This is a genomic window from Streptomyces sp. NPDC001231, from assembly GCF_042896885.1.
Taxonomy (GTDB): domain Bacteria; phylum Actinomycetota; class Actinomycetes; order Streptomycetales; family Streptomycetaceae; genus Streptomyces.
The window spans coordinates 244,212-267,212 of sequence record NZ_JBIAXS010000009.1 but is presented as its reverse complement, the minus strand read 5'-3'; the positions used below and the strand labels follow the sequence as shown (position 1 = coordinate 267,212).

The following is a 23,001-nucleotide window of genomic DNA, read 5'->3' as shown; positions in this document are numbered from 1 at the left end:
TCACCTTCCTCCGATCGACCGCCGCCCGTGCCTAGGGCCGGCCTGGACCCGGCGGCCGTGGTCGCGGCCGGTGCCGCCCTCGCCGACGAGGTGGGCTTCGCCAACCTGACGATGGGCTTGCTGGCCGAGCGGGTGGGCGTGCGCACCCCGTCCCTGTACAAGCACGTGGGCAGCCAGGAAGACCTCAACCGGCGCATCGCGGTCCTGGCATTGAACGAGGCCGCCGACGCCGTCGGCGGCGCGGTCCAGGGGTACGCGGGCCGCGACGCCCTGGCGGCCGCGGCGCGCGCCTTCCGCGCCTTCGTCCTGGGGCACCCCGGCCGGTACGGCGCGACGATCGGCGCGGAACCGTCCGGCCCGGACGATCCACTGGCCACCGCGGGCCAGCGGCTGCTCGGCGCGTTCATGGCGGTCCTGCGCGGCTACGAGGTCGCAGAGTCCGACGTGGACCACGCCCTGCGCACGCTCCGCAGCCTCTGCCACGGCTTCGCCACGCTGCAGGCGGACAACGGCTTCCAGTGGAGTGCCGACATCGACGAGAGCTTCGAGTGGCTGATCGCCTTCGCCGACCGGGGCCTGCGCGCCATGTGAGAGATGGACGAGCGCCTGTGACCAACTGATCGTTTCAGAAGCAGGGACTTGAGAAAGTCTCCAAGGCGTCCTGCAGGCGAAGTTGGCCTGCCGAGTGGCAGGTATGAACGGTGACTGGTCGCCTCCCGCTCGCGCCGACGAGGCCTTCGCCGGTCTGCCGGCGGAGGTCGATGTTCGATCTCGTGGTGCGTCCCAAACCGGTGCTCGCCCCGCAAGAGGTGTACGGAACGAAGACGGCGCGTTGGCGCCGGCAGTGGCCCGATCTGACCGTACTCGACTGGCCATCGGCGCCGGCCATCCCTACGCCCTCCTCATTCTGATAGGCAAAGCCGACGTAGGCAGATGATGCTGCACGCGAGTTGGAGCAAGCCGAGGTGGAGGTCGGCCCGGCGTTCGTAGCGGATCCGCAGGCGCTTGAAGTGGTGGAGCCAGGCGAACATCCGTTTAAACCGGGGCAACTTCAGTCGAGGTAATTGCGTACGCCTGACGTGCGGAAACGTGGCTGTCGTCCCTGGTGGAGCGGCCCGTCGTCGCGGTAAATGTGCGGTTTACCGCGACGGCGGCCCAGACCGCTGATCAGGACGGATGGCTACAGGCGCCACTTGGCCGCAGCCGAGGACAGGGCCAGATCACCTGGTGTGCTGGAGGCGGGCTACCACTGGCAGTGAACGTGGGTGCCGTGGTTCTTGTCGCCGGGGCCGAGGACCAGCGTGGCGCCGAGCTTGCGGCAGGCGTTCATGAGTCCGCGGTGATCGGCCTTCTCGCCCACGTGACGGCCGTTGATCCAGGTCACGTCGACCGCGCGACCCGCGTAGTGCTTGGAGGTACGGCTGTGCTCTCCGCCGACGAGCTCGGAGATCTCGAACGTGTAGTGGTGCTGGGTGTTGAGCTTCAGGACACCGTTGAGCATCCGCGTGTCGAGCGTGACCCGCGCACCCTTCTTGTGGCCCCACGGGCTGGTCTTGGCCAGGCGCCCGTTGGAGACGTCGACCAGATTCTGCTGCGGGAGGGACGCCTTGTCGGTACCGCTCACGTGCGCCTTGGCGTAGGTGATGCCCTTCGTGTTCAGGATGGAACGGGCCAGCCGGGCCGACTCGCTCGCCGGCTTCGCGGGTGTGCGGTGCCGGGCTGCTTCTCCGTGCTTCCCCGGGGAGGGCTCCGCTGTCGCGGCCGGCCCGGCAGCAAGAGCGATGGCCGAGACCGTCACAACGACGCAAACAGCGAGACGCTTCATCGATGGGTCCTCATTCCTCTGTGGACGGCAGAACTGATCAAGAGGAAAGCAGGTGACCAGGCGATTTCCGGCAACCCAGCAGGTTTCCCACCTGATCGAGCTACCTCCGCGTCAACACCTCGTCGCGCACAGGGGACCAGCACGAGTGAGCCGGGGGTTGCCCCTTGTCGGATCATCTCTCTGCGGTTTGATGGAGAATCTGTCATAAGCGGCGAGCGCGAAGTGAACGACGCTGTCTCGCCGGTGCGCGGGTAGGCCGTCGGCCCGGACCACCCCTTCCCGACGGCAGCGGCGCTGCCGCCGGTCGGCATACTCGGCTTGCCTGTTGCTGCGATCAGCCCAGGTAGCGGGTCACGGCCTCGGCCGTCTCGCGGTTCGCGAGGTAGCCGGCCGCCTTGTGGAAGGTGAAGGCGCCGATCCCCGTTCGGACATCGGTGGTCACCTTGTCGAAGCGCTCGGTGAGGGGCTGGGGGATCGCGACGAGGTCGCCGGGATCCGCGATGTTGACCCAGGCGGCCGCCCCGTGTGGCCGGCTCCCCTTGCCGTCGGTGCACGGGTGCTGAAGGTGCGGGTAGACGATGTCGGGCATGGCGAGCGGGGACCCGACAGTGATCAGGGCGTCCACTTTCACGTCGTGCCGCCACAGGGTGTCGTACGCCACGACGGATCCCAGGGAGTGAGCGATCAGCACGGTGGGCGAGGCGCGCTTGATTGCCTCCGCGAGCCGTGCCTGGACCGCTTCGCGGGTGGTCGGGGAGTGCAGGTAGGCGACGAGGTCGGGGAAGAAACGGGCGATCAGACGCCGGACGGTGTCGTTGTCCAGCCCCTTGCGCTGGGCCACCGCATCGGCGACCCAGCGCAAGGGAGTGGCGATGCGCCCTTGGGCCTCGTCGAGGTTCACGCCGTGCAGCTCGGCCCATCGTCGGGCGGCGTCGGCGGCCTCGGGTGACAGGTGGTCCAGATCCTCGCCCTGGGGGATCTCGTCGGTGAGCTGCAGGAGGTCCGCGTAGTACACCATGTGCACGTCCGCCGCTTCGACGGGGGTTTCCAGGCCGCGGTTGAGAGCCGCGGTCCACACCGAGCCGAGGCGGGCGGCGGCAGCGGCCGGTTCGCGGTCGGGGTCGAACTGGTTGACGCCGTGGATGGTCAGGATCTGGGGCATCAGTCACTTCCTCGCGGTGCGGGCGGTTGCTGCTGGTTGGTGGTGAAGACGGAGACTTCGCGGCCGTATCCGACGACGAGAGTCCCGTCCTCATGAGCGACTGTCTGAACGAAGTCGGGCAGGTCGATGCGGTCGATCTGGTCTCCACTCGCTGGATCCCAGATGCGCACCGTGCCGTCCCTGCTGCCTGAGAACAGGACCTGATGACCTGCGAGTTCGCCGAACACGAGGGACCGAACGGCGTCACGGTGCCCGCGCAGTGTGCGCAGTATGACGCCGTCGTCGAGGCCCCGCAGTCTGATCAACCCGGTGTCGTCCCCGGTCGCGGTGCTGGGCATCGAGTCGATCTCGCCCGCCGCCACGGCCTTGACAGCCGCGCTGTGCGATCGCCGCTGCAGTGGCCGACCGTCCTCCAGCGAGACGACGCGGTAGCCGCCGTCGAAGTGGCCGGTGACAACCACCGGGCCATGGGCGCCGTCGGCGATGGCCAGGCAAGCGACGCTCTCTTCGCGTGAGGAGGGGACGAGTAGGCGATCGGGCCGGCGGCCGGTGTATGGCTCCCAACGTGCGACGGTGCCGTCGTTCGCTCCCACGATCACCCGGATCCGTCCGTCGGCGGCGGCGTGCACGGCCACCGCATTGATCGACGCGCTGCCCATGCGGAGGGTGACGTCCTGTCGTCGCGTGGCGTAGTCCCACATGGCGAGCACGCCGCCGGCTCCACCGGCGACGATTTTCGCCCCTTGAGCGTGAGTGAAAACGGCACACGCCTGCAGGAAGTCCCGTTCGGGCACCGCCAAGCGGGCCAGGGACCGCCCCGTGCCCGCGTCGAAAATCCGCACGTACGGGTCGCTGCAGGTGGTGACGGCCCGAAGCAGGCCGTCCTCCCGGTGCAGTGCGACGGCGCGGACCCAGTTCCCGTGACCCTCGGCAGCCCCGGACGGCCGCTCGCGGCGTAGGTCCCAGGTCCGAACCGTACAGTCCTTCGAGCCGGTCACCGCGATGGAACGGCTTTCCACGTCGGCGGCGGCCGTGGCGGTGACGTCACTCGTGTGTCCGGCGAGTACGTCGCGCGGCTCACCGGTCTCGGCGTCCCAGGTACGGACGGTGTCGTCCTCGGAGGCCGTGAGCAGAACGCGCCGGCCTCCCACGGTGTGGGTGGTGATGACGGTGATGGAAGCCGCGTGGGCCTGTGTCGTCCTCAGCAGTTCGCCCGAGCCGAGATTCCAGGTACGCAGGGTTCCGTCGCGGTGGCCGACGATGGCGCACCAGTGGTCGCGGGAGGCATGGACGGTGAGGGCTGCCACAGCGCCCCGCAGCCGTGTCGCGCCGGGGGAGTGGAGGGTGTGGAGGACCGTTCCAGTATGTGCGTGCACGACGGTGCAGGCGCCACTGGCATGACCGAAGAGGGCGATGCTCTGGTCTCCGACGTCGCCGACGAACTGGGCGGTGATCCGGTCGGCCGTGCGCAGCACACCACGGTGCAATACGGCTCCGTCGGACAGGGTGAACGCGCTGACGGCATTTCCCTCGGTCACGCTGAGGCCGAACCGTGTGTCGCGTTCCCGGCACGCGGCGACATACCGTGCCTGCCTGCCGGCGGCGGTGACGGTGATCGCGCGTACGCCCCGCGTCTCCCGGGGAAGGTCGACCACGACGGGGCCGCCACCCGTCGCCAGGACGACGCGGCCGTCCGCGGCGGGGGCGAGCTGTCTCACCGTGCTGCCCGTGTCCAGAACACCCAGCGGTTCGCCGGACTGCGGGTCCCACCACACGAGCCGGTCGCTCCCCGTGAGGACGATGCTCCGACTCTCCACGGATGCGACCGCGACAGCGTCAACAGGAGCGGTGTGCAGCAGAACGTGCCGTGCCTGGCCGGTGCGGAGATCCCAGATTCGCGCCGTACGGTCCGCGCTGGCCGTGATGGCCACGGCGGTGCCGACGAGCCCTGCGACGAGGATCGCGTTGATGCCCCCACCATGCCCGGACATGGTGGCGCCGGCCGACGAGGAGACGTTTTCGGCGGTCGACCAGACGCAGCGCCAGGTCGGTTGCCGTCCCCCCGGTGAGATCTCGATCCGCTCCGCCAGATCACCGTGTCCGAGTCGCCTCGCGTCCAAAGCGAGGATCTGACGTCTGGCACCGATGTCCACGTGCTGATGCCAACTCAGCGAGGCGCAGTACACGTCGAGGAGCCGGCGTGTCAGTCCGGGAAGCTCGTCACGGAAAGGAGGCAGCGCGGCGAGAATCGACCGGGGTTCCGCGTTGATGAGGAACTCGCCGTCCGAGAAGAGACGCATCAGAGCAGGCCAGCCGACGCGTGCCGCATGCTCGACGGCATGCCGGCGCATGTACGGGTCGGCCAGGTCCCAGCGATCGGTCCCGCCCGATCGTGGCAGGGCCTTGAGCAACTCCCGGAAGACCGCATCCTCCGGGCCGTTCATGACGCGTCTCCGGTGTCCCGGAGGCCCTGCGGATCAGGGAGCTCCCGGGCGGACGCGCGCAGGTGGTCGACAAGTTCCTGGTGGAACAGGCGGTACAGGGTCGTGCCGTATGAGGGGTCGACGTCCCGCCTCAGGTAGAACGACATTCCGGTGAGCACCGCGTCGACGTCTTCGCGGCCCGGCGCGTCGCAGGCGGGCGGGAGCCCGGCGGCGACCTGGGGAAGCAGATGAGCCGGCATCCCGCTGCCCTTGCCGAAGGCGAGGGCCGTCATGATACGGCGTGCCCAAGGGTGCGTGCGTTCGTCCGTCAACTGTCCCTCCAACAGCGAGGCGAAGGTCATCGGCATCTCGGCCACGGCAGCGTCGACTGCTTCCTCGGTGAGGGGGGCTGCCTGAGCGAGGGACTGCGCAGCCATCTGGGCCTTGAGGAATTCCCCTCCGTGCGACGACCCCACCACGCGTTCCGCGACAGTTCGTGCGATCCGTCCGCGTAACTTTCGCTCGGACGCGTAGGTGTCGGTCTCGTAGAGCAATCGCTCCACGTACGTCTCCAGATCCTGCTGGAGCTGTCCTCGGTCCGCGGCGTCGAGGTCCACCAGGAGCTGGCTGCCGCCGAACACAGTGGCCGCCAGCTGGGGCAGTTGGTCCCAGTGTGGCCGTACGCCCACCAGGAGCTGGCATGCCCGACTGCGTGGCCCGTCGGGAAAGACCTGCTCGGCCAGTGGCAGAAGGAGTTCCACGGTGATCTGCACCCTGTCGGTGGCCTCGTCCAGCCCGTCGACCACGATGAGCGGCTCATCAGAGAGCGAGGCGACGGCACCGACCAGTTGCTGGGAGCTCCAGCCCCCGGTCGGCTGCTTCAGGTCGAGCTGAGCGCCGATGCTGTCCATGGTGTCGGCCAAGGTCATCTGCCGCGCATGTACCGCGGCGACCAGGCGGCGTTGCTCGGGTCGCGCGGACGGCGTGATCTGCTGTACGAGCGTGCTGTGCATCACTTTGGCCAGTTGGGTCTGCGTGCAGCAGACGACGGCGCCCAGAAGAGCGGACTTCCCCACCCCCGGGCTGCCGGTCACGACACACAAAGTGCCATGTTCCGCGCCGTCCGACAGCCAGTCGGCCACCTTCACCAGCTGGTCCTCCCTGCCGGAGAAGAGACTGACCCCGTCGGCCGGGTCTACGTCGTGACGTCCAGATGCCTTGGAGAGGTAGTGGCCGATGTCCAGAGCCGGATGGACGCCGGCCATGAAGTCCTGAAGCCGCCAGTAGTTGTCCAGCTCGTACACTTCCGCGTGATCTTCACGGAACCAGGGATTGAGTAGAAACTCCGTCCTCAGGCCCTCCAACTTGCTGTAAGCGACTTCCTGTTCGGGGAGGTTTGCCTTCTTGCACAGGTTGATCAAAGTGCGATGCAACTCATCCCTGAACCATGTGAGACGTACGAAGCGCTCACGCGGATCGATGCCCTTGTGGCCGCGCACGACTCCTGAGAGAACCTCGCACACGGCTTCGGAGAACCGTCCGCTCCATGCTTGTTCGTCGGGCGGACACGCGGCGATCACGAAGATCTGCCGTCTCGTGTACTTGATGTGCGTCGTCCAGTCGAGGGCCCCGCCGCCGTGACATACATCCAGCAGGAGCAACAGGTGTCCCGCCTTCCGATCCGCCTTGCTGAGGAAGTCGCGGACGGCAAAGGCCGTTTCGCGGACGTCGTCGTGCTCGGGGTGGAGCGTGTCGGTGGCCGCGATCATCAGATCGGACGCTCGGCCGCCGTCGAGAAAACCGTGGCTGAGAATGTGGACGACCATCCGATCCCCGCCCTTGACGGCGGCCAGGACGTCGTCCATACGTGCCTGCAACGACTTGCTGTCGAGGTCCGGCAGGTGGGTCGTCCCGGGCGCGACCAACGGGCCCAGTTCGGCAGCCACCCGGCGGCCGAGCGCCGGCGCGAAGCGGAGGTCTCTCCAGCTGGACCGACCGGGTGGCTCCTCGTCCTCCAGGTCCCAGTCGTCCGGCCCCTCGCCCTTTGACACCGGGAGGCGGAACTTCGACATCGACACGACGACGGCCTTGGCGGGCGAAGGCGTCTGCTCCCCGTTGTCCCCCATGCTCGACACCCTTGTCTGCTTCCAACTGCGGGCTTTGTTGCGACAGTACGGTATGCTACTGCGGCGGTTGTCCGTCCGGGGGTCGCGTGGACCGCGTGCGTCCCGGGGGAGGGGTGTGTCGGCCGGGGGACCGGCCGACCTGGAGCACCGTCACCCAGTTCCCATGTGATGTTGAACGACAGGCCCGCGCCGGCTGGGACCACCGGGGTGGTTGAAGATTGCCTTTTTGCTCCGCATGGAGCCGGCGTTCGATGTCCGAGCCGGCACTGCGGGGTTCCGGTGCTGGTTCCGTGCTGACTTCCAGCCCGCCGGTGAGGCAAAACCCCAGGTCCTGACTCTGATCGGATGAGTTGTCGTGCCACTCGACGGTGGTGCCGATGAGGCTGGCGGCGACGATGCGGGGGAGGTTCGCCTGGGTGAGGGAGAGGTGGTCGGGGAGGCCATGTGCGCCACTTCGTCTGAGGTGTTGCAGGGGCCCTGAAGCCCTTTCGCTGACCTGATACCGGCTTTTGCTGACGTGCGTCAGATGTGGTTGTGGCGACGACCTGCACCTCGTGCATGGCGGAGGGCGTGTCCCCGGCGACCGTCCGAGGGGCGTCGGCCATCCGCGGGAAGATCGTACGCGGTCGACGCGCACGTTCATCGACTTCACCTGGACGGTGGCCTCCACCCCCGACTCCCCCCGGATCCGGAGCTGAACGGCGGTCGCGGGCCACGTTACGGCCGTACAGCACACCGTCCTTCAACCTCGGTCCGGTCCACACCGTGTGCGAGGACCGTGCCGACGACCAGAACCACACCGCCGTGACTCCGGGAAAGAACCACTCTGGATCCGGCAGGCCGGCAAGAAGCCGGACCGGGCACACCGCGTCCGGCATGACGGGCCATCCACCCAACCCGCGACCTCGCAAGGCCCTGGGAGGGCTCCTGGCCCGTACACGAGTCCGAACCGAGACCGTACGGAACTCGACTCTTTCCCCAGGCAGACCCAACTCTCGGAGTATGCATCCGAGGGGGAGCCGGAATGAGACCTGTGTGCGGGGCGGTGTGCCTGGCGTTGGGTCTCACCATGGTGAGTGGGTGCAGCCCCCCTGACCTGCCGCTCGTAGCGGTGCGAAACGGGGACGACGGGCAGCCGGTGGCCGAACTGCGGCCGTGTGAAGGGGGCGAGACCCTCTCGGGGATGGGTCTGGAGAGCTGGACCTCTGAGGAAGGCGAAGCCGCGTTCGAGGAGGCATCACTTGGTTCGGTCGGCTCCTCCTCGGCCTCCCAACCTGCCGGCACTGATGATCCGGACGGGGGCCAGGCGCACGAGGAAGACAGCGGGTGGGAGGCATGGGGAGCGACGAACCACGGAGGTGTCGTCTTCCAGCTCTTCTCCCCACCACCCGGATGGCGCGCGCAAACCTTCGGCAGACAGGCACTGCTGCCCGGCCGGACCTACGCGCTCACCTTCCGAGGGTCCGGCAGTTACCTGGCACACGTCTACTTCACCGCCGACGACCTCGCCTCCCTCCGGCCGGGCCAGGTCTGGGCCGACGACCGGGCCATGAGCACCAAGGACTTCGACGAACTCGTCGACGACAAGTGCTGACGGCCATCACGGTCGCCATCGGCACTTCAACAGCACAGCTCGTCGGGCAGGGCGGCGCCGAGCCGGTCAAGGGTCGGCATGGGCTGCCACCTTTTCAGGCGCGCGCGGAGCCGAGGGTGGGGTGCCCCGCGAACGGCAGTTCGCTCTGGGGCGTGAAGATGCGCAGCCGGTAGTCCGCCTCCGGGTCGGTGGGGGGCAGTACGAACGTGGTCTCGGACAGATTCGTCCAACGCGCCACGCGCTGCATCTCCGCGTCGGTCAGGTCCGTCCCGTCAAGGACGACCGCAACCGGGTTGCCGCGGTAGGGGATCGTGGAGAACACATCGACCTGTACGAACGAGCGGTGGCGCGGCATGGTCATCGAGGGCCTCTCGGTAGCGGCTGCAGCGGATTCTGCGCGTCCCACCCGTCGGCGGAAGCAGGTCCATCCCAACGGGAAATCGAGCGGTCGGCACAGGGCCGGTGGCGACAAAGTGGACTGATCATCCGTGTCTCGAGGATGAGTCGTACGCCGCTTGCACCGCTGTGCGCCCTATGGGCTCTTCATCCGGACGGCAGGTGGCAGGCCCAAGGTGACTGTGTCCTCGTGTGTCCACCAGCCTCCGACCGCCCGAGCAGGGCCCGCGAAGTCCGTCATGGGCGGTCGTGGGGCCCATTCGGGCTGATGGCGCCGTCGGCCGGGCGTGGCCGCGTGGCGCGGGATCTTTGTGCCCTTACTCTCCGGCTGACCGACCAGCAGCATACGGATCTCCGGCCGGACGTCCCCGGCCGGGGCCCGCCCGTTTCCCTGGGGGAGACAAGTGACCCGGCCCACCACGCGTCGTTCCTCGCCGTCCCGCATCGTCGCCGGTCTGCTCCTCGCCGCGCTCTGGCTCGTCGGCTGCGCGGGGAGTGCGCCGAGCGAGCGCTCCAGCGACACGCAGGGGGCCGTGGTCGAGGGCGGCCCCAGACCGCCGGGCACGGGGCCGAGGCTCCAGGATCCCCCGGAGGTGGTGAGCCGCGACGGCGTGCTCAGGACCACGATCGTGGTGGAACGGCGGAAGGTCCGCGTTGGCAACCGACAGTTGTACGCGACGACCTACAACGGGGCCTACATGCCGCCCAAGTTGCGCGTGTGGCCTGGCGACCGTATCGACCTAACCATGATCAATAAAACCGACAAGTACACCAATCTGCACACGCACGGACTCTTCGTGTCGCCGCGCGCTCCCTCCGACGACATCTTCATCTCCATCAAGTACGGGCAGTCGTACCACTACACCTACCAGCTGCCGCTCAGTCACCCCACTGGCACCTTCTGGTACCACTCACACGCGGACATGCTGTCCGCCCCGCAGGTCGCGGCTGGTGAGTCGGGCATCCTCGTCGTCGAGGGCCTGAAGCAGCACCTGCCTCCGTCGTTGCGGAACATCACCGAGCACACCGTCGCGCTCAAGGACTTCCAGGTCCAGGGCGACGCGATCAAGACCCATCCCCTGAGTATCGGAGCGTCCACCAACCGCACCGTCAACGGCCAGCAGAACCCGGTGATCCACATCCGGCCGGGAGAGACCCAGCTGTGGAGGCTGGCCAACATCGGCGCCAACATCTACTACAAGCTGCACCTTCCGGGCACCCGCTTCCACGTGATCGCTCAGGACGGCGTTCCTGTGGGCCGGGTCTACGCCGAGGACACGCTGCTCATTCCCGCCGCCGCGCGCTTCGATGTCCTGGTCCGGGGCGGCGCTCCCGGCACCACCCGGCTGGAGACACTGCCGTACAACACCGGCCCGGCCGGGAACCAGTTCCCCCGGGCCGACCTCGCCACGGTTGTCACCAGTGGCACGCCCGTGACGAGGGCCGCGCTCCCGACCGACCTCGGACCTTACGAGGACCTGAGCCACGCGACGGTCGCGGACCGCAAGACCGTCGTCTTCACGGAGAACAAGGCCGGCACGATCTTCTACATCAACGGCCGGACGTACGCCCCGAACCGGACCGACTTCGTCTCCACCCTCGGCACCGTCGAGGAGTGGACCGTCCGCAATGACTCGGACGAGGACCACAGCTTCCACCTGCACACCAACCACTTCCAGTTGATGAGCACCAACGGGAAGGCCCACGACCCCACCCACGGCGTGTACGACACGGTGAACGTGCCGAAACGTGGTGCGATCGTCGTTCGCATCCACTTCCGGGACTTCACCGGCAGGACCGTGTATCACTGCCACATCCTCAATCACGAGGACATGGGCATGATGGCCGTCCTGGACATCGTTCCGCCCGGCGCGCGGCCCCGGGCCACCCACAGCGGATGACCGCCGACACGCGGTGCGACCGCCCCGTTCACCAGGCCTGACCTGATCCGGGCCGCGACACCTTGTACATGGCTCGCCGTGGCGCCTGTCCGGGCGGTCGGCACCAAGAAGCGGCAGAAGCGCCTGACCACCGGTGAGGTCCGGGCCCATCTCGCGGTGGTCCACGGCGCCGAGGTCTCCCGGCAGTCCCTCTCCACCCTCATCGACAAGCCCTGGACGGCATGGCCGAGTGGCAGAACCGGCCCCTCGCCGCTGCCCGCGATGCCTCTTCGGTGCGATGCCCGCCAGAGGGCCTCGCTCGGGTGTGGTTGGCTCAAGCTCCGCCGGACGGTTCGAGCCCTCGAGGCCGCCGGAATCCGACATGAGCCAAGTACTTCAGGAGTCAGCTTGTCCCAGAGCCACTCTCGCAGGTTCTCTCGTTCTGAGACCACACGGGCTGAGGCCTTCAGCGACGGTGTGTTCGCCATCGCCGTCACGCTTTTGGCCCTCAATCTCGCTGATCCGCCGCACAGGCCGGGCGGCCTCGGCCAGGCTTTGCTGGCTCAGTGGCCCGCCTACCTCGGCTACCTGGCGTCCTTCGGGTACGTTTCGGTGATCTGGCTCAACCACCACCAGGCCTTCGTGCGCATCAGGACCATGGACCGCGGACTGCATGCTGCCAACCTGTTTCTCCTGCTCACCACGGCGGCGCTCTCCTTCCCCACCGCGGTGGTCGCGGACGCACTGCAGGCTGATCCCACGGGCTCCGACGCACGGGTGGCCGTCGCTCTCTACGCCGGCCTCGCCGCAGCGATGTGCCTGAGCTGGGTGGCCTTCTACCAACAGATCGCCCGCCGACCCGAGCTGCTGGACCCTGACGTGGAGGACACGTACGTACGGCACGGACAGCTTCGTTCCTGGACTGGAGCCGTTGCCTACATCGTCGCCGGTCTCCTTGGGGTGTTCGTCGCACCGTTGCTGGCGATCGCGGTGTTCGTCATGCTCCCTGTCTTCTACTTCGTCACCAGCGAAGGTCTGCCCGGCGGCCGGGACGGCTCCTCTGATGCAGGACCCCATGGCGACGAGGGAGGTCGTGGCGGTGCGGTCTGACGCATCCTGACACTCGGTGGCACGGTGCCGGCCAGGCGAGGTGGCGGCCGTCCTCGGCTTCGGGCCGACCCGTGCCGTCACTGTCAGCACCGGCTGCAATCGCGAGATCGACCATGTGGCCACGGCCCTGCTGACCGCCGCTGTCATGGATGTCATCGCGCGTGGACCGTCGGGCAAGGGGCAGGTGTGGGCGCCGCGTGCCCGGTGTCCTGGGGGGTGAGGCCGGAACCCCGGCCCGATTACGGCGGGCCGGGGTTCTATGTGGTGCTCATGGTGTGGTTGGGTTTAGAAGTCGAAGTCTTCACCGTGGTGGCGCTTGACCACCCGGAAGCTGCCCACCACTCCGTCCTTGACGTGGATGCCCTTGGTGTGGTGCACCTTGACGCCGTTGGCTTCGCTGTGAGGGCCGACGGTGGCGACGGGGGCGCCGTTGTCGCAGGTCGCGCCGCGGAAGAACTCGACGGTCCGCTTGCTGTCGTTGCGGATGTTGAAGCTCTTGGAGCCCAGACCGCTCACCACGGTGATGCAGCCGTCGGGGTGGGCGGAGAACGACCGCTCGTTGATGAAGATTCTGCCGATCTCGTGGTGGCGACGCTTGCCGTGCTCGCCGCGCTCGCCGCGCTCGCCACCCTGGCCGCCTTCGCCGCCGCGGCCGCCGCCCTCGTTGCCCTTGCCCTGTCCGGACTCGCCGCCCATCGGGGCGTAGGCCGGGGCGGGGGCCTGCTGGACGACGGCCGGGGCCGCCTCGGGTGCGGGGGCGGCCGTGGCGTAGGTGATGCCGGTCGCGACGAGTGCTGCCGCGGCGGCGACGGCCGCGGGGATGACGTGGGAACGGGTCATGATCATGGCGCTTCTGCTCCTGTCTCAAAGTGGCCGGCTTTGGCAGTCGGCATATGAATGAACGTAATGAAAGCCTCACTGGCTGTCATTTCGGGCCATTGGGAGGGGGTGGCTCTGTGGGGCCGAACGGGGTACCCAGGGCACCCGCGCGCCCGGTTCCCCGGCTGCTGACGGCACGTCAATCTCCGCTGAACGCTCGGCGGGTCGGTGATCGACTAGGCCTTCGAGGTGATCTCTGACGCCTGCTCACCCATGCGGCAGCGAGTCGCCTGGAAATGCCGGCGCGAAAGGGCCAAGGACAACGAGACCGCCCTGACGCACCGCCACGCTCACGGACAAGCCGGCCGAAGGCACCCCCGCCGATCCCAAGCCTGTTCTCACAGGCTTCTCCTGACGGCCGGCCCGGGCGCGGTCGCGGTCGTCGCCGTCCGTCGTCTGACGGGCCCCCAGCCCGACCAGGACGACGGTTCGTGGCTTCTGAGGCATCGGCGTGCGCGACGCCCGGCCGAACTTCCCGCAGGACCTCTGCCGTCTGACCGCCGATCGAACTCATGGCCTGCGGCCGGGCGTCAGTGGGCCGGGGCGGGGCGCAAAGCGAGGAGGGCGGCGTCGTCGGTGCTGTCGGCGGCCAGTCCGCCGAGCAGTTCGTCGCAGAAGACGTCCAGGGGTTCGCGGGACAGTGCGGCGGTGTGCTGGCGCAGCCGGGCGAACCCGCGGTCCAGGGATTCGGCGCGGCGCTCGATCAGTCCGTCGGTGTACAGCAGCACGGTGGAGTACGGCGGCAGCTCGTCGATGGCGGTCGGGCGCTGGTGTCCGGGGTCGAGACCGATCAGCAGCCCGGCGCCGGTCTCCAGATAGCGGGTGTCGCCCTCGGCGGTGGTCAGCAGCGGTGGCAGGTGCCCTGCGCAGGAGTGATGCAGGCCCCAGGGGCCGCTCTTCTCAGGGGGGTCCTTGACGAGGGCGTAGATGCACGTGGCGGTCGTCTCGTGCTGCAGCGTGTGGCTGGCGATGTCCAGGCGGCGCAGGACCTCGCCGGGGGGCTCTTGGCGGTCCACGGCGATACCGCGCAGCATGTTCCGCAGGGCGCTCATGTCGATGGCCGCTTGCAGGTCGTGGCCGGTGACGTCGCCGATGACCAGGGCGGTGTTTCCCCGCGGCAGGACGAAGGCGTCGTACCAGTCGCCGCCGACCTGGGCGACGGTCTGCGCGGAGGCGTAGCGGGCGGCGATCTGGAGGTTGCGGACCTGCGGCAGCTCGGGCAGCAGGGCGCGCTGGAACCGCTCGGCGATGCGCTGGGTCTGCTGGTACAGCCGCGCGTTGTCCACTTGCACCGCCAGGCCGCGGACCAGGTCCTCGATGAGTGGGAGATCGTCCTCGGTGAACGGGTGGTCGAGGTCGGTGCGAGCCACGGTCAGGGCGCCGAGGACCTCCCGCCGGGCCCGGAGCGGGGTGATGACGGCGCTGTGCGCGGCCAGCTGCTCGAACAGTTCCAGCTGCCGCGCGTGCAGCGGGTTCACCGCCAGGCTCGGCGGGGACATGTCGGCGATCAGCAGCGGACCCGCCCCGCGCAGTACCCGCGGCAGCGGCCCGCCCGCATCCTCGGGCACCGGCGGAAGCGGCCCTTCGTAGCCGCCCGGGATCAGGGCCTCGGGCGTGCGGTGGACGACGACGGCCCGCTCCAGCCGACCGCATTCGTCGAGCAGGTCGACCACGCACCAGTCGCCCAGCCGCCCGGTCAGCACGCGGCACGCTCGCCGCAGCCCGTCCAGCAGGTTCAGCGTGCTGGCCAGCGCCGCCTCGGCGTCCGCCAGCAACGTCAGACGGTCCAGCCGCGCCTTGTCGTCCGCGTCCTTACCCATGCCGTACGTCTTCCCCGCCCTGGACCTGTCACGACAGGACTGGCCTCCGCATGAGGAGCGGCGACCGTCCCGTGCGCACCGGCAGCTCCCAAGAACGTGCGCGCCGGCCACTCCCTCGATGGCGCCGCACATGGAGCGGGCCTCATCCGCCGTGCGAGCATGAGTGGTCATTGATCAAGAGGCCGACGATTGCCGAGGAGCCAGCGTGCGACACCACGTCGGATGGGCGATACCCCTGGTTGCTCTCGCGCTGCTGACCGCGTGCGGGGTTTCCCTGGGAGACACCCATTCCTGCACCCTGATGGACTCGCCTGCCGGGATCGGGGTCGAGGTCACCCCGGAACTGGCGAGCAGGGTGGTCGAGGCGACCCTCATCGTGTGCTGGGACGGCACATGCCAAAAGCGCACGCTGCAACTCCGCAGGACCTCGTCGGCCGAACCGGCAGCCCCGGGGAACCCCGTGATGACCACGGAATCGGCCACCGCCGCGGAAAGCCCGGCGGCCAGGCCCCCCAAAACCTCCGAGCCGCCCATCTGGCCCGCGTTCGCCGTCATGGATGACCTGCCAGGGAAGCCGGTACACGTCACGCTGGTACTCGAGGACCAGCGCGGCGCCACCGTGCTCGACCGGCGGATCAGCACCACCCCGCAGCCCACCTATCCCAACGGCCGCAACTGCTCGCCGGGCGGCCACCAGGCGAGCCTGACGGTCACGGAAGAGGGCGCGCTGATCTCGCGCTGACCGTGCGCTCCACCACGGCGTACAGCGGGCCGGGTGGACGTCCTCGTCGTAGTCTGTTCGGTCACGTCCGGACGCGCAGAACCTTCACCTGGTCCGCATCGAACTGTTCGAAGTGGAACTTCAGGCCGGCGAAGGGGCTGCCCGGGAAATCCCCCGTGACCGTGCAGGTCACGACCGTCTCATCGCCGACTGGTTCGATGCCGGTGATCGTGTACTCGACGAGGGGGACCTCGGCGCGCCACGCTCGAATGGAGTCGATGCCCCTGTACTCCCTGCCTTCGTCCTCGACAAGGGCGTCGTCCGCGAACAGGGCGAAGTATTCCTCCGTGTCCCGCGAGGGGGCGAGCTCGAAGTAGCGCCGGATGATCGGGGGAGCGGCCGCGGCCGTTGTCATATGGGTTCTCCTGTTCGTGTTCGTGTTGGTGTCGGTGGTCAGACGGTGGGCTGGCTGCCGCCGTCGACGACGTGCTCGGCGCCCACGATCGCCGAAGCGCGGTCGGGCACCAGGAAGGCGAGCAACTCGGCGACCTCGTCCGGACGGACCCGGACCGGTCGGCCCAGTGGGATCCCGATGTCCGCCATCAGTTGTGTGCGTGCCTCGTCGTGGCCGGTGCCCGCGCGCTCGGCGAGTGCCTGGACGAACGGGCGGCCCCAGGAGCTCTCCGTGAACCCGGGGGTGACGCTGTTGACCGGCACACCGAAGGGCGGTCGTGGACATGCTGGCCGCCTGCCGGCCCTGAACTCGTCGGGGCCGCTTCGATCGGCGGTGCCGGCTGACATGGGGTTCCTCCGTGCTGGTCGGATGTGGACTTGACTGCCTTGCAGCCTACGAAGATCGCAGTGGACGACCTATGACTGAAAGAGTCGCGAATTTGTCCGTTCGTCTTCAGGCTGGGGGGACCTGTGTACGATCGGAGGGTGGACGTAGTCAGCGATGCGATCGCCGCCATCCGTACCGGGCGGCCGCACGCGGCGCGCACCCGCCGGACCGCGCCGTGGGGGCTGCGGTTCCCGGACGCCCGTGGGACCGGCTTCCACGTCGTCCTTCAGGGGCAGTGCCGGCTGATGTGCGAGGGCCACGATCCGGTGCCGCTGGGTGCGGGGGACGTCGTACTGGTCGCGCACGGCCAGGAGATCGCTCTCGCCGACTCGCCCGACAGCGAACTCGTCGACGTCGCACCGGAGATGGACGACTCCTGGACGCCGGCGCCCGATCCCGACGGCGCCACCGGCGAGGTCACCGTCCTGATGTGCGGCTCGTACCAGCTCGACCGGGCCGGCGCCCACCCGTTGCTCGCCGAACTCCCCGCCGTCATCCACCTTCCGCGGAGGGTGGGCCGGCGCGAGGCGCTCAACGCCGTCGTCGACCTGCTCGGGGACGAGCTCGACCAGCGCAGACCCGGCACCGACGCGGCGATTCCCGCGCTGCTCGACGCCATGCTGCTCTACATCCTGCGGACCTGGTACCAGGACCACGCCCCACGCACCGCCGGCGGCTGGGCCGCGGCGCTCGCCGACCCGGCCGTCGGTTCCGCGCTCCAGCACATGCACGCCGAGCCCGCGACGCCCTGGACCGTCGAGCGCCTGAGCCGGCGGGCCGGCATGTCCCGGGCCGCGTTCTCCCGGCGCTTCACCGAACTCGTCGGGCGCCCGCCGATGACGTACCTGACCTGGTGGCGGATGACCACGGCCGGACGGATCCTCCGCGGCGACGACGCGCCGCTCCAAACCGTCGCCGAACGAGTGGGGTATCGCTCCGAGTTCGCCTTCAACCGTGCCTTCAAGCGCGAGTTCGGCGTCAGTCCAGGCGCCTACCGGCGGCGGGGCACCGGCTCGTAAGACCCTGCCTGACGACGGACCACGACAGCCGCTGCCGGCGCCCGTCGCCGGTTTCGCGCCAAGGTGAATTTAGGTTAGGCTAACCTAAATTTGACGAAGGGTGCAGGGTGGCGACCGAGATCTACCGCGACGACTGGGGCATCCCCCACCTGCGTGCGGACGGCGCGGTGGAACTGGCCCGTGCCCAGGGCCGCGTCACCGCCCTGGACCGGGCCTGGCAGCTGGAGGTGGAACGACACCGCGCACAGGGCACCTCGGCGTCCTTCCTCGGCGCGTCGGCCCTGCCCTGGGACCGGTTCGCGCGCCGTGCCCGCCTGGACGACACCGCCCGCCGCTGCCTCACGGCCCTGGAGCGGCGTGACGCGGAGACGGCCGACTGGGTCCGGGCGTACGCCGACGGCGTCAACGCGGGACTGACGGCCGCCACGGCCCCGGAGTTCGCCCGTGCCGGCCTCACTCCCGGCCGCTGGGAGCCCTGGACGCCCCTGGGCGTCTGGCTCGCCACCCACATCCTCTTCTCGGGCTTCCCCGCCAAGCTGTGGCGCGAGCAGGTGGTGACCCGTCTCGGCGCGGACGCGGTGGGCCTGTTCGCCACCGACGGTCCCGGCACTCTGGGCAGCAACGGCTGGCTCGTCGCCGGCGAGCGGACCGTCACCGGGCAGCCGCTCGTCGCGGGCGATCCGCACCGCTTCATCGAGGACCCGGGCGTCTACCAGCAGATCCGCCTGGCGTGCCCCGAGTTCGACGTCGTCGGCCTCGCCGTGCCCGGCGTCCCCGGCATCGCCCACTTCGGCCACACCGGCACGGTCGCCTGGGCCATCACCAACGCCATGGCCGACTACCAGGACCTGTACCGGGAACGGCTGCGGCGTACCGGCGCAGGCGTCGAGGCGCTGGGTCCGGACGGCGTATGGCGGCGGGCCGCCCGGCACACCGAGACGATCGAGGTGGCCGGAGAGGAACCGGTCGAGGTTGAGGTGCTCGAGACGGAGCGGGGGCCTGTCGTCATCGGCGGCCCCGAGGGGCTGGACGACGGTTCGGACGAGTCCGGCGCGATCCCGGTCGCGATCAGTCTGCGCTACCCGCCCCGTGTCACGGGCGATCTGGGCTTCGAAGCCCTGCTGCCCCTGCTGCGGGCCCGCCGGGTGGCAGACGTGGACGGGGCCCTGGACCGGTGGGCCGAGCCGGTCAACGTCGTGCAGGCCGCCGACACCGAGGGCGGGCTGCTGCACCGCGTGGCCGGCCGGGTGCCGGTGCGGGCCGAGGCCAACCGGATCCGCGTGGTGCCCGCCTGGGAGCCCGGCCACGACTGGCGGGGATGGCACGAGCCACCACGCGCCGGACTGACCGACGGCGTCGCCGTCATGGCCAATCAGCGCGGCCCGGCCGCCCCCCTGGGCGTCGAGTTCGCTCCACCGCACCGCGCGGACCGCATCCGGGCCCTGCTCGACGAGCGCCGGCAGTGGTCGGCCGCCGACGTGTCCGTGCTCCACACCGACACCCAACTCGCCTCCGCCGCGCCCCTGCTGGAACACCTCGCCACCCTCGACGGCCTCAGCGACGGGGCCGCCGCCCTGCGGGACCGGCTCCTGCGGTGGGACCGCCGCATGGACGCCGACAGCGCCGACGCGGCCCTCTTCGCGACCGTACGCACGGCGGTCGTACGCCGGCTCGCGGCCCACCCCGCCTTCGCCGTGCTGGCTGCCCCGCCCGCGTACCCCGAGGTCTTCCTGCCCTGGCTGGCCCTGACTCCGCGCATCGGCTACGCCCTGGAACACCTCCTGAGCGCCGAGGAGTTGTTCGGGATCGACCGGCCGGCCACCGTCCGCGAGGCGGTGGAGGAGGCAGCCGCCCGGCCACCCGCAGGCACCTGGGGGGACGCCCATCGCCTCGCCCCCTGGCGGGCGATGCCCCCGGAGACGCCGTACGACGAACCCGGACTGTCCGGCGACCACGACTGCGTGCTGTGCACCTCCGCCGTCCCCGGCCTCACCGACCTCGCCGCGCGCGGCCCGGCCGCCCGGTACGTGTGGGACCTGGGCCGCCGCGGGAACAGCCGATGGGTGGTCCCCTTCGGCGCGTCCGGGATCCCCGACTCGCCCCACCACCGCGACCAACTACCCCTGTGGCTCGCGGGAAAGCTCCTCCCGGTCGTCACCGACTGGGAGCGGATGAAGAAGGAGAGCGAGGAGACCGATGTCTGACGCGCACACCGTGAACACCGCGCACACCGCGCATGCCCCGTACCGCCCGTACGCCTCCCGAGAGGCCGTGCACGAGGTGCGCGTCGACGGCTTCGGCACCGTTCGCGTCCTGCCGCTGGACGCGTGGGCCGACGCCGCGGCGGTCCACCGCTGGGTGAGAGAGGAACGGGCCGCGTTCTGGGGCATGACCGGTCTCACCGAGGAGCAGGTGGCCGAGATCTACGCCCACATGGCCACCCTCGGCACCCACCACGCCTTCCTCGTCGTGAAGGACGGCGAACCCGTCGCCCTGCTCCAGACCTACGAGCCGTCCGCCGACCGCGTCGGCGAGTGCTACACCGTAGAACCCGGCGACATCGGCATCCACCTGCTCCTGGCACCCGCCGCGCCGGGCGCCGCGCGGTCCGGCTGGACCTCCCGGCTGGTGGCCGCCACGCTGTCGTACGTCCTGCCGGGCCTGGACCGCACCCGCGTGGTGGTCGACCCGGACGTGCGCAACGACAAGGCCGTCGCCCGCTTCCTCCGCGAGGGCTTTACGGCCGGTCCCGTCGTCACCCTGCCCGAAGTGGACCTGCCGGACGTGTACTTGCCGGAGAAGATGGCCCAACTGGCCTTCCTCGCACGGAGTGCCTTCTGCCGTGTGGATGAGCACTGAGCGATGACGTCGGCACAGATCGGTAGAACATCCGACGGCCGTGCCGTCCTGACGCCCGCGAGCTCGGTGGGGCTCACCGGAGGGAGGTGTGGCGGGCTCGGGCGATCAGCAGGGCGACGTCGTCGTGGGCGTCGGGGTGTCGCAGGGCGTTCAGCAGCAGGTCGCAGGTGTCCTCCAGCGGGGGTTGGGGGCCGGCCAGCAGGTCGAGCAGCGTCTCCAGCCGGGTGTCGAGGGCCTGGTCGCGGACCTCGACCAGGCCGTCGGTGTAGAGCGCCAGCCGGTCGCCGGGGGACAGCGCGACGCACGTGGACTTGAAGGGGACGCCCCCGACACCGAGGGGCGCGCCGGTGGGCAGGTTCAGCAGGGTGGAGGTCCCGCGGTCCGGGCGGACCAGGACCGGAGGCAGGTGGCCGGCGGAGGAGAGGTGGCAGCGGGATCGGTGTGGGTCGTGCACGGCGTAGATGCAGGTGGCGAAGCGGTGGTTGAGGTCTGCGGTGATGTGGTCCAGATGCTGCAGGACAGCGGCGGGGTCGAGGTCGAGCGTGGCCAGGGTGCGGGTGGCGGTGCGCAGTTGGCCCATGGTGGCGGCGGCGTCGATGCCGCTGCCCATGACGTCGCCGATGACCAGGGCGGTCTTTCCGCCGGGCAGCGGGACGACGTCGTACCAGTCGCCGCCGACTTCGCAGGCGGCTCCGGCGGCCTGGTAGCGGCAGGCGATCTCCAGGCCGGGCCGGTGGGGCGGTCGAAGGGGCAGCAGGCTGCGTTGGAGGGTCTCGGCGGTCTGCCGTTGCTGCTGGTACCACAGCGCGTGGTCGATGCACACGGCGGCGCGGGCGGCCAGTTCCACGGCCAGGAGGACGTCGTCGCCGTCGAAGGGGACGGGGTTGCGGGCACGCGCCAGGTCCAGTACGCCGAGTACCCGGCCGCGCACGGTCATGGGCACCGCCAGGTAGGAGTGCACCCCGGCGCGGGCCAGAACCGTGGCCGCGTCCTGGTCGGCGGCGATGCGGGCCAGGTCCGTGCCGTCCACGTGGGGGACCAGGAGGGGGCGCCGGGAGACCGCGCACTGGGTGACCAGGCGGTCGGGGCCGTAACGGGCGATCCGGCCGGCGCGGTCGGCGGCGCCGGTGGCGGGTGTGGGATAGGCCGCGGCCACCGAGAGGGCGCGGAAGAGGACGCCGGCGCCCGGGAGCGCCATGTCGGTGCACTGGCCCTCCAGAACGGCGTCGAGCACATCGACCGCGGCCAGGTCCGCCAGGGACGGCACGCACATCTCGGCCAGCTCCCCGGCCGTGGTGTCCAGATCGAGGGTGGTGCCGATACGCGCGGAGGCATCGGCGATACGGGCCAGGCGCTGCCTCGCCGCGATGGCCTCGGTGGCCGCGAGATGCTGCTCGGTGATGTCCACCAGCGACACGGCCAGGCCCAGCACTCGCCCGGCGGCGTCCTCCATCCGGTAGTACGAGACCGACCACGAGTGGTCGCGGCCGGGGTCGGATGGGGTGGGGGTGACGATGACCTGGGCCAGCACCGGTGTGCCGGTGGTCAGAACCTGCCGCATGGCGGACTCGATGGGGTCCACGTCCAGGAAGGTGAGGACCTGACGGACGGTCCGGCCGACATGGTCCCGGGCGGGCACTCCGTTGATGCGCTCCAGGGCCGGATTGACCACGATGTACCGCAGATCGGCGTCCAGGACCGCCAGCCCGATCGGGGACTGGGAGATCAGCTGTGCGGAGAGGGCGAGATCCCGCTGCACGCGTTGCAGGACCTCGTGCTCGGTGATCACGCCCAGCAGGCAGTGCCCTCCGCGCTCCCCCTGGAGCCGCACGCTGTGGCACTCCAACAGTCGCGTGCTGCCGTCCTTGTGACGGGCGGGGAAGACCCCCGCCGCCCCCTCCTGAGCCTTCACCCGGGCGAACACGCCCGTCACGTGCCCCAGGTGCTTCTCGTCGACCAGCAGCCGGCGCGCGGACCGGCCCAGGGCCTCTTCCTCGGTGTAGCCGAACAGCTGCCGCGCCTGCGGGCTCCACCAGACGATCTTCCCGTCCGCGTCCAGGACCACCGCGGCGAGATTCAGGACCTCCAGGAGTGCGCCCGGCAGTGAGGGGAAGCCCCCGACGGGTCCGAGGCCGGCCCGGACGGATTCGGCCACACTCATGCCACCACTCCTTCCGCCCACCGCGGCGGGGGCTCTCGTGCTGGTCCGGCTCGTCCCGACGCGACACCCCCTATCATCCCTCCGGACCAGTTGCCCCGCAGCTTCCTCCGAAGCGGTCCAGCGACCGCCGCGCGCCCGCCGTACTCCTCGCCATCAGGCCGCTGACCAGGGCGGAACCGGACGGC

Annotated in this window: 18 protein-coding genes and 2 pseudogenes; 9 read left to right on the top strand and 11 right to left on the bottom strand. The window is 69.8% G+C overall.

What is annotated here, in order from left to right; all coding sequences use genetic code 11:
* The first annotated feature begins 57 nt into the window (after window positions 1–57).
* Window positions 58–591, top strand: a complete 534-nt coding sequence (locus ACFY3J_RS14095; protein WP_390840929.1) for a TetR/AcrR family transcriptional regulator — start codon at window positions 58–60, stop codon at window positions 589–591.
* A 311-nt stretch (window positions 592–902) separates the two neighbouring features.
* Here the strand turns inward: ACFY3J_RS14095 and ACFY3J_RS14090 are convergent.
* The 5 genes and pseudogenes from ACFY3J_RS14090 to ACFY3J_RS14070 all read right to left on the bottom strand — a co-directional run.
* A pseudogene (locus tag ACFY3J_RS14090) lies at window positions 903–1,037 on the bottom strand (IS5/IS1182 family transposase); the annotation flags it as partial.
* Window positions 1,038–1,243: 206 nt separating this feature from the next.
* Window positions 1,244–1,825 carry a hypothetical protein gene (locus tag ACFY3J_RS14085; RefSeq protein WP_384179654.1) on the bottom strand — a complete coding sequence of 194 codons (582 nt, stop codon included), beginning with the start codon at window positions 1,823–1,825 and terminating at the stop codon, window positions 1,244–1,246.
* Window positions 1,826–2,159: 334 nt separating this feature from the next.
* A complete protein-coding gene (locus ACFY3J_RS14080; protein WP_390840924.1) occupies window positions 2,160–2,987 on the bottom strand; it encodes a hypothetical protein in 828 nt (275 codons plus the stop codon).
* Window positions 2,987–5,431, bottom strand: coding sequence for a WD40 repeat domain-containing protein (locus ACFY3J_RS14075; RefSeq protein WP_390840923.1), 2,445 nt, complete (start codon window positions 5,429–5,431; stop codon window positions 2,987–2,989). Before ACFY3J_RS14075 ends, ACFY3J_RS14080 begins: the two co-directional genes overlap by 1 nt.
* The gene (locus ACFY3J_RS14070; RefSeq protein WP_390840922.1) at window positions 5,428–7,356 is read right to left on the bottom strand and encodes an AAA family ATPase; all 1,929 of its coding nucleotides are present in this window, start codon (window positions 7,354–7,356) and stop codon (window positions 5,428–5,430) included. The genes ACFY3J_RS14075 and ACFY3J_RS14070 overlap by 4 nt, the downstream gene beginning before the upstream one ends.
* Before the next feature lie 1,363 nt (window positions 7,357–8,719).
* Here ACFY3J_RS14070 and ACFY3J_RS14065 point away from each other — a divergent pair.
* Window positions 8,720–9,130, top strand: a complete 411-nt coding sequence (locus ACFY3J_RS14065; protein WP_390840921.1) for a hypothetical protein — start codon at window positions 8,720–8,722, stop codon at window positions 9,128–9,130.
* A 97-nt stretch (window positions 9,131–9,227) separates the two neighbouring features.
* Here ACFY3J_RS14065 and ACFY3J_RS14060 read toward each other — a convergent pair.
* Window positions 9,228–9,491 (bottom strand): annotated as a pseudogene (locus ACFY3J_RS14060) (PhzF family phenazine biosynthesis protein); the annotation flags it as partial.
* Between the two features lie 439 nt (window positions 9,492–9,930).
* Between ACFY3J_RS14060 and ACFY3J_RS14055 the strand changes: the two are divergent.
* The 3 genes from ACFY3J_RS14055 (at window position 9,931) to ACFY3J_RS14045 (ending at window position 12,736) form a co-directional block, all read left to right on the top strand.
* Window positions 9,931–11,427, top strand: a complete 1,497-nt coding sequence (locus tag ACFY3J_RS14055; RefSeq protein WP_390840920.1) for a multicopper oxidase family protein — start codon at window positions 9,931–9,933, stop codon at window positions 11,425–11,427.
* A 354-nt stretch (window positions 11,428–11,781) separates the two neighbouring features.
* The gene (locus tag ACFY3J_RS14050; protein ID WP_384180053.1) at window positions 11,782–12,516 is read left to right on the top strand and encodes a TMEM175 family protein; all 735 of its coding nucleotides are present in this window, start codon (window positions 11,782–11,784) and stop codon (window positions 12,514–12,516) included.
* 16 nt (window positions 12,517–12,532) lie between these two features.
* Window positions 12,533–12,736, top strand: coding sequence for a DUF6368 family protein (locus tag ACFY3J_RS14045; protein WP_390840919.1), 204 nt, complete (start codon window positions 12,533–12,535; stop codon window positions 12,734–12,736).
* Window positions 12,737–12,801: 65 nt separating this feature from the next.
* Here ACFY3J_RS14045 and ACFY3J_RS14040 read toward each other — a convergent pair whose 3' ends face one another.
* Together ACFY3J_RS14040 and ACFY3J_RS14035 are read right to left on the bottom strand one after the other, a co-directional pair.
* A complete protein-coding gene (locus ACFY3J_RS14040; RefSeq protein ID WP_384179668.1) occupies window positions 12,802–13,362 on the bottom strand; it encodes a hypothetical protein in 561 nt (186 codons plus the stop codon).
* 563 nt (window positions 13,363–13,925) lie between these two features.
* Window positions 13,926–15,215, bottom strand: a complete 1,290-nt coding sequence (locus ACFY3J_RS14035; protein WP_390840918.1) for a PP2C family protein-serine/threonine phosphatase — start codon at window positions 15,213–15,215, stop codon at window positions 13,926–13,928.
* 205 nt (window positions 15,216–15,420) lie between these two features.
* On the opposite strand from ACFY3J_RS14035, the gene ACFY3J_RS14030 reads away from it, so the two are divergent.
* Window positions 15,421–15,957, top strand: coding sequence for a hypothetical protein (locus ACFY3J_RS14030; RefSeq protein ID WP_390840917.1), 537 nt, complete (start codon window positions 15,421–15,423; stop codon window positions 15,955–15,957).
* A 61-nt stretch (window positions 15,958–16,018) separates the two neighbouring features.
* Here the strand turns inward: ACFY3J_RS14030 and ACFY3J_RS14025 are convergent, their stop codons facing one another.
* Together ACFY3J_RS14025 and ACFY3J_RS14020 are read right to left on the bottom strand one after the other, a co-directional pair.
* A complete protein-coding gene (locus ACFY3J_RS14025; protein WP_384179674.1) occupies window positions 16,019–16,351 on the bottom strand; it encodes a nuclear transport factor 2 family protein in 333 nt (110 codons plus the stop codon).
* A 38-nt stretch (window positions 16,352–16,389) separates the two neighbouring features.
* Window positions 16,390–16,653: an SDR family oxidoreductase gene (locus ACFY3J_RS14020; protein ID WP_390840916.1), complete on the bottom strand. Its 264-nt coding sequence runs from the start codon at window positions 16,651–16,653 to the stop codon at window positions 16,390–16,392.
* 222 nt (window positions 16,654–16,875) lie between these two features.
* Here ACFY3J_RS14020 and ACFY3J_RS14015 point away from each other — a divergent pair, with 222 nt between their 5' ends.
* From ACFY3J_RS14015 to ACFY3J_RS14005, 3 genes are all read left to right on the top strand, one after another.
* Complete coding sequence (locus ACFY3J_RS14015) at window positions 16,876–17,796, top strand: AraC family transcriptional regulator (protein WP_384179678.1); 921 nt, start codon at window positions 16,876–16,878, stop codon at window positions 17,794–17,796.
* A 107-nt stretch (window positions 17,797–17,903) separates the two neighbouring features.
* Complete coding sequence (locus tag ACFY3J_RS14010) at window positions 17,904–20,000, top strand: penicillin acylase family protein (protein ID WP_384179680.1); 2,097 nt, start codon at window positions 17,904–17,906, stop codon at window positions 19,998–20,000.
* Window positions 19,993–20,655 carry a GNAT family N-acetyltransferase gene (locus tag ACFY3J_RS14005; protein WP_384179683.1) on the top strand — a complete coding sequence of 221 codons (663 nt, stop codon included), beginning with the start codon at window positions 19,993–19,995 and terminating at the stop codon, window positions 20,653–20,655. Before ACFY3J_RS14010 ends, ACFY3J_RS14005 begins: the two co-directional genes overlap by 8 nt.
* A 73-nt stretch (window positions 20,656–20,728) precedes the next feature.
* Here ACFY3J_RS14005 and ACFY3J_RS14000 read toward each other — a convergent pair whose 3' ends face one another.
* Window positions 20,729–22,816 carry a SpoIIE family protein phosphatase gene (locus tag ACFY3J_RS14000; protein WP_384179685.1) on the bottom strand — a complete coding sequence of 696 codons (2,088 nt, stop codon included), beginning with the start codon at window positions 22,814–22,816 and terminating at the stop codon, window positions 20,729–20,731.
* Window positions 22,817–23,001 lie beyond the last annotated feature (185 nt).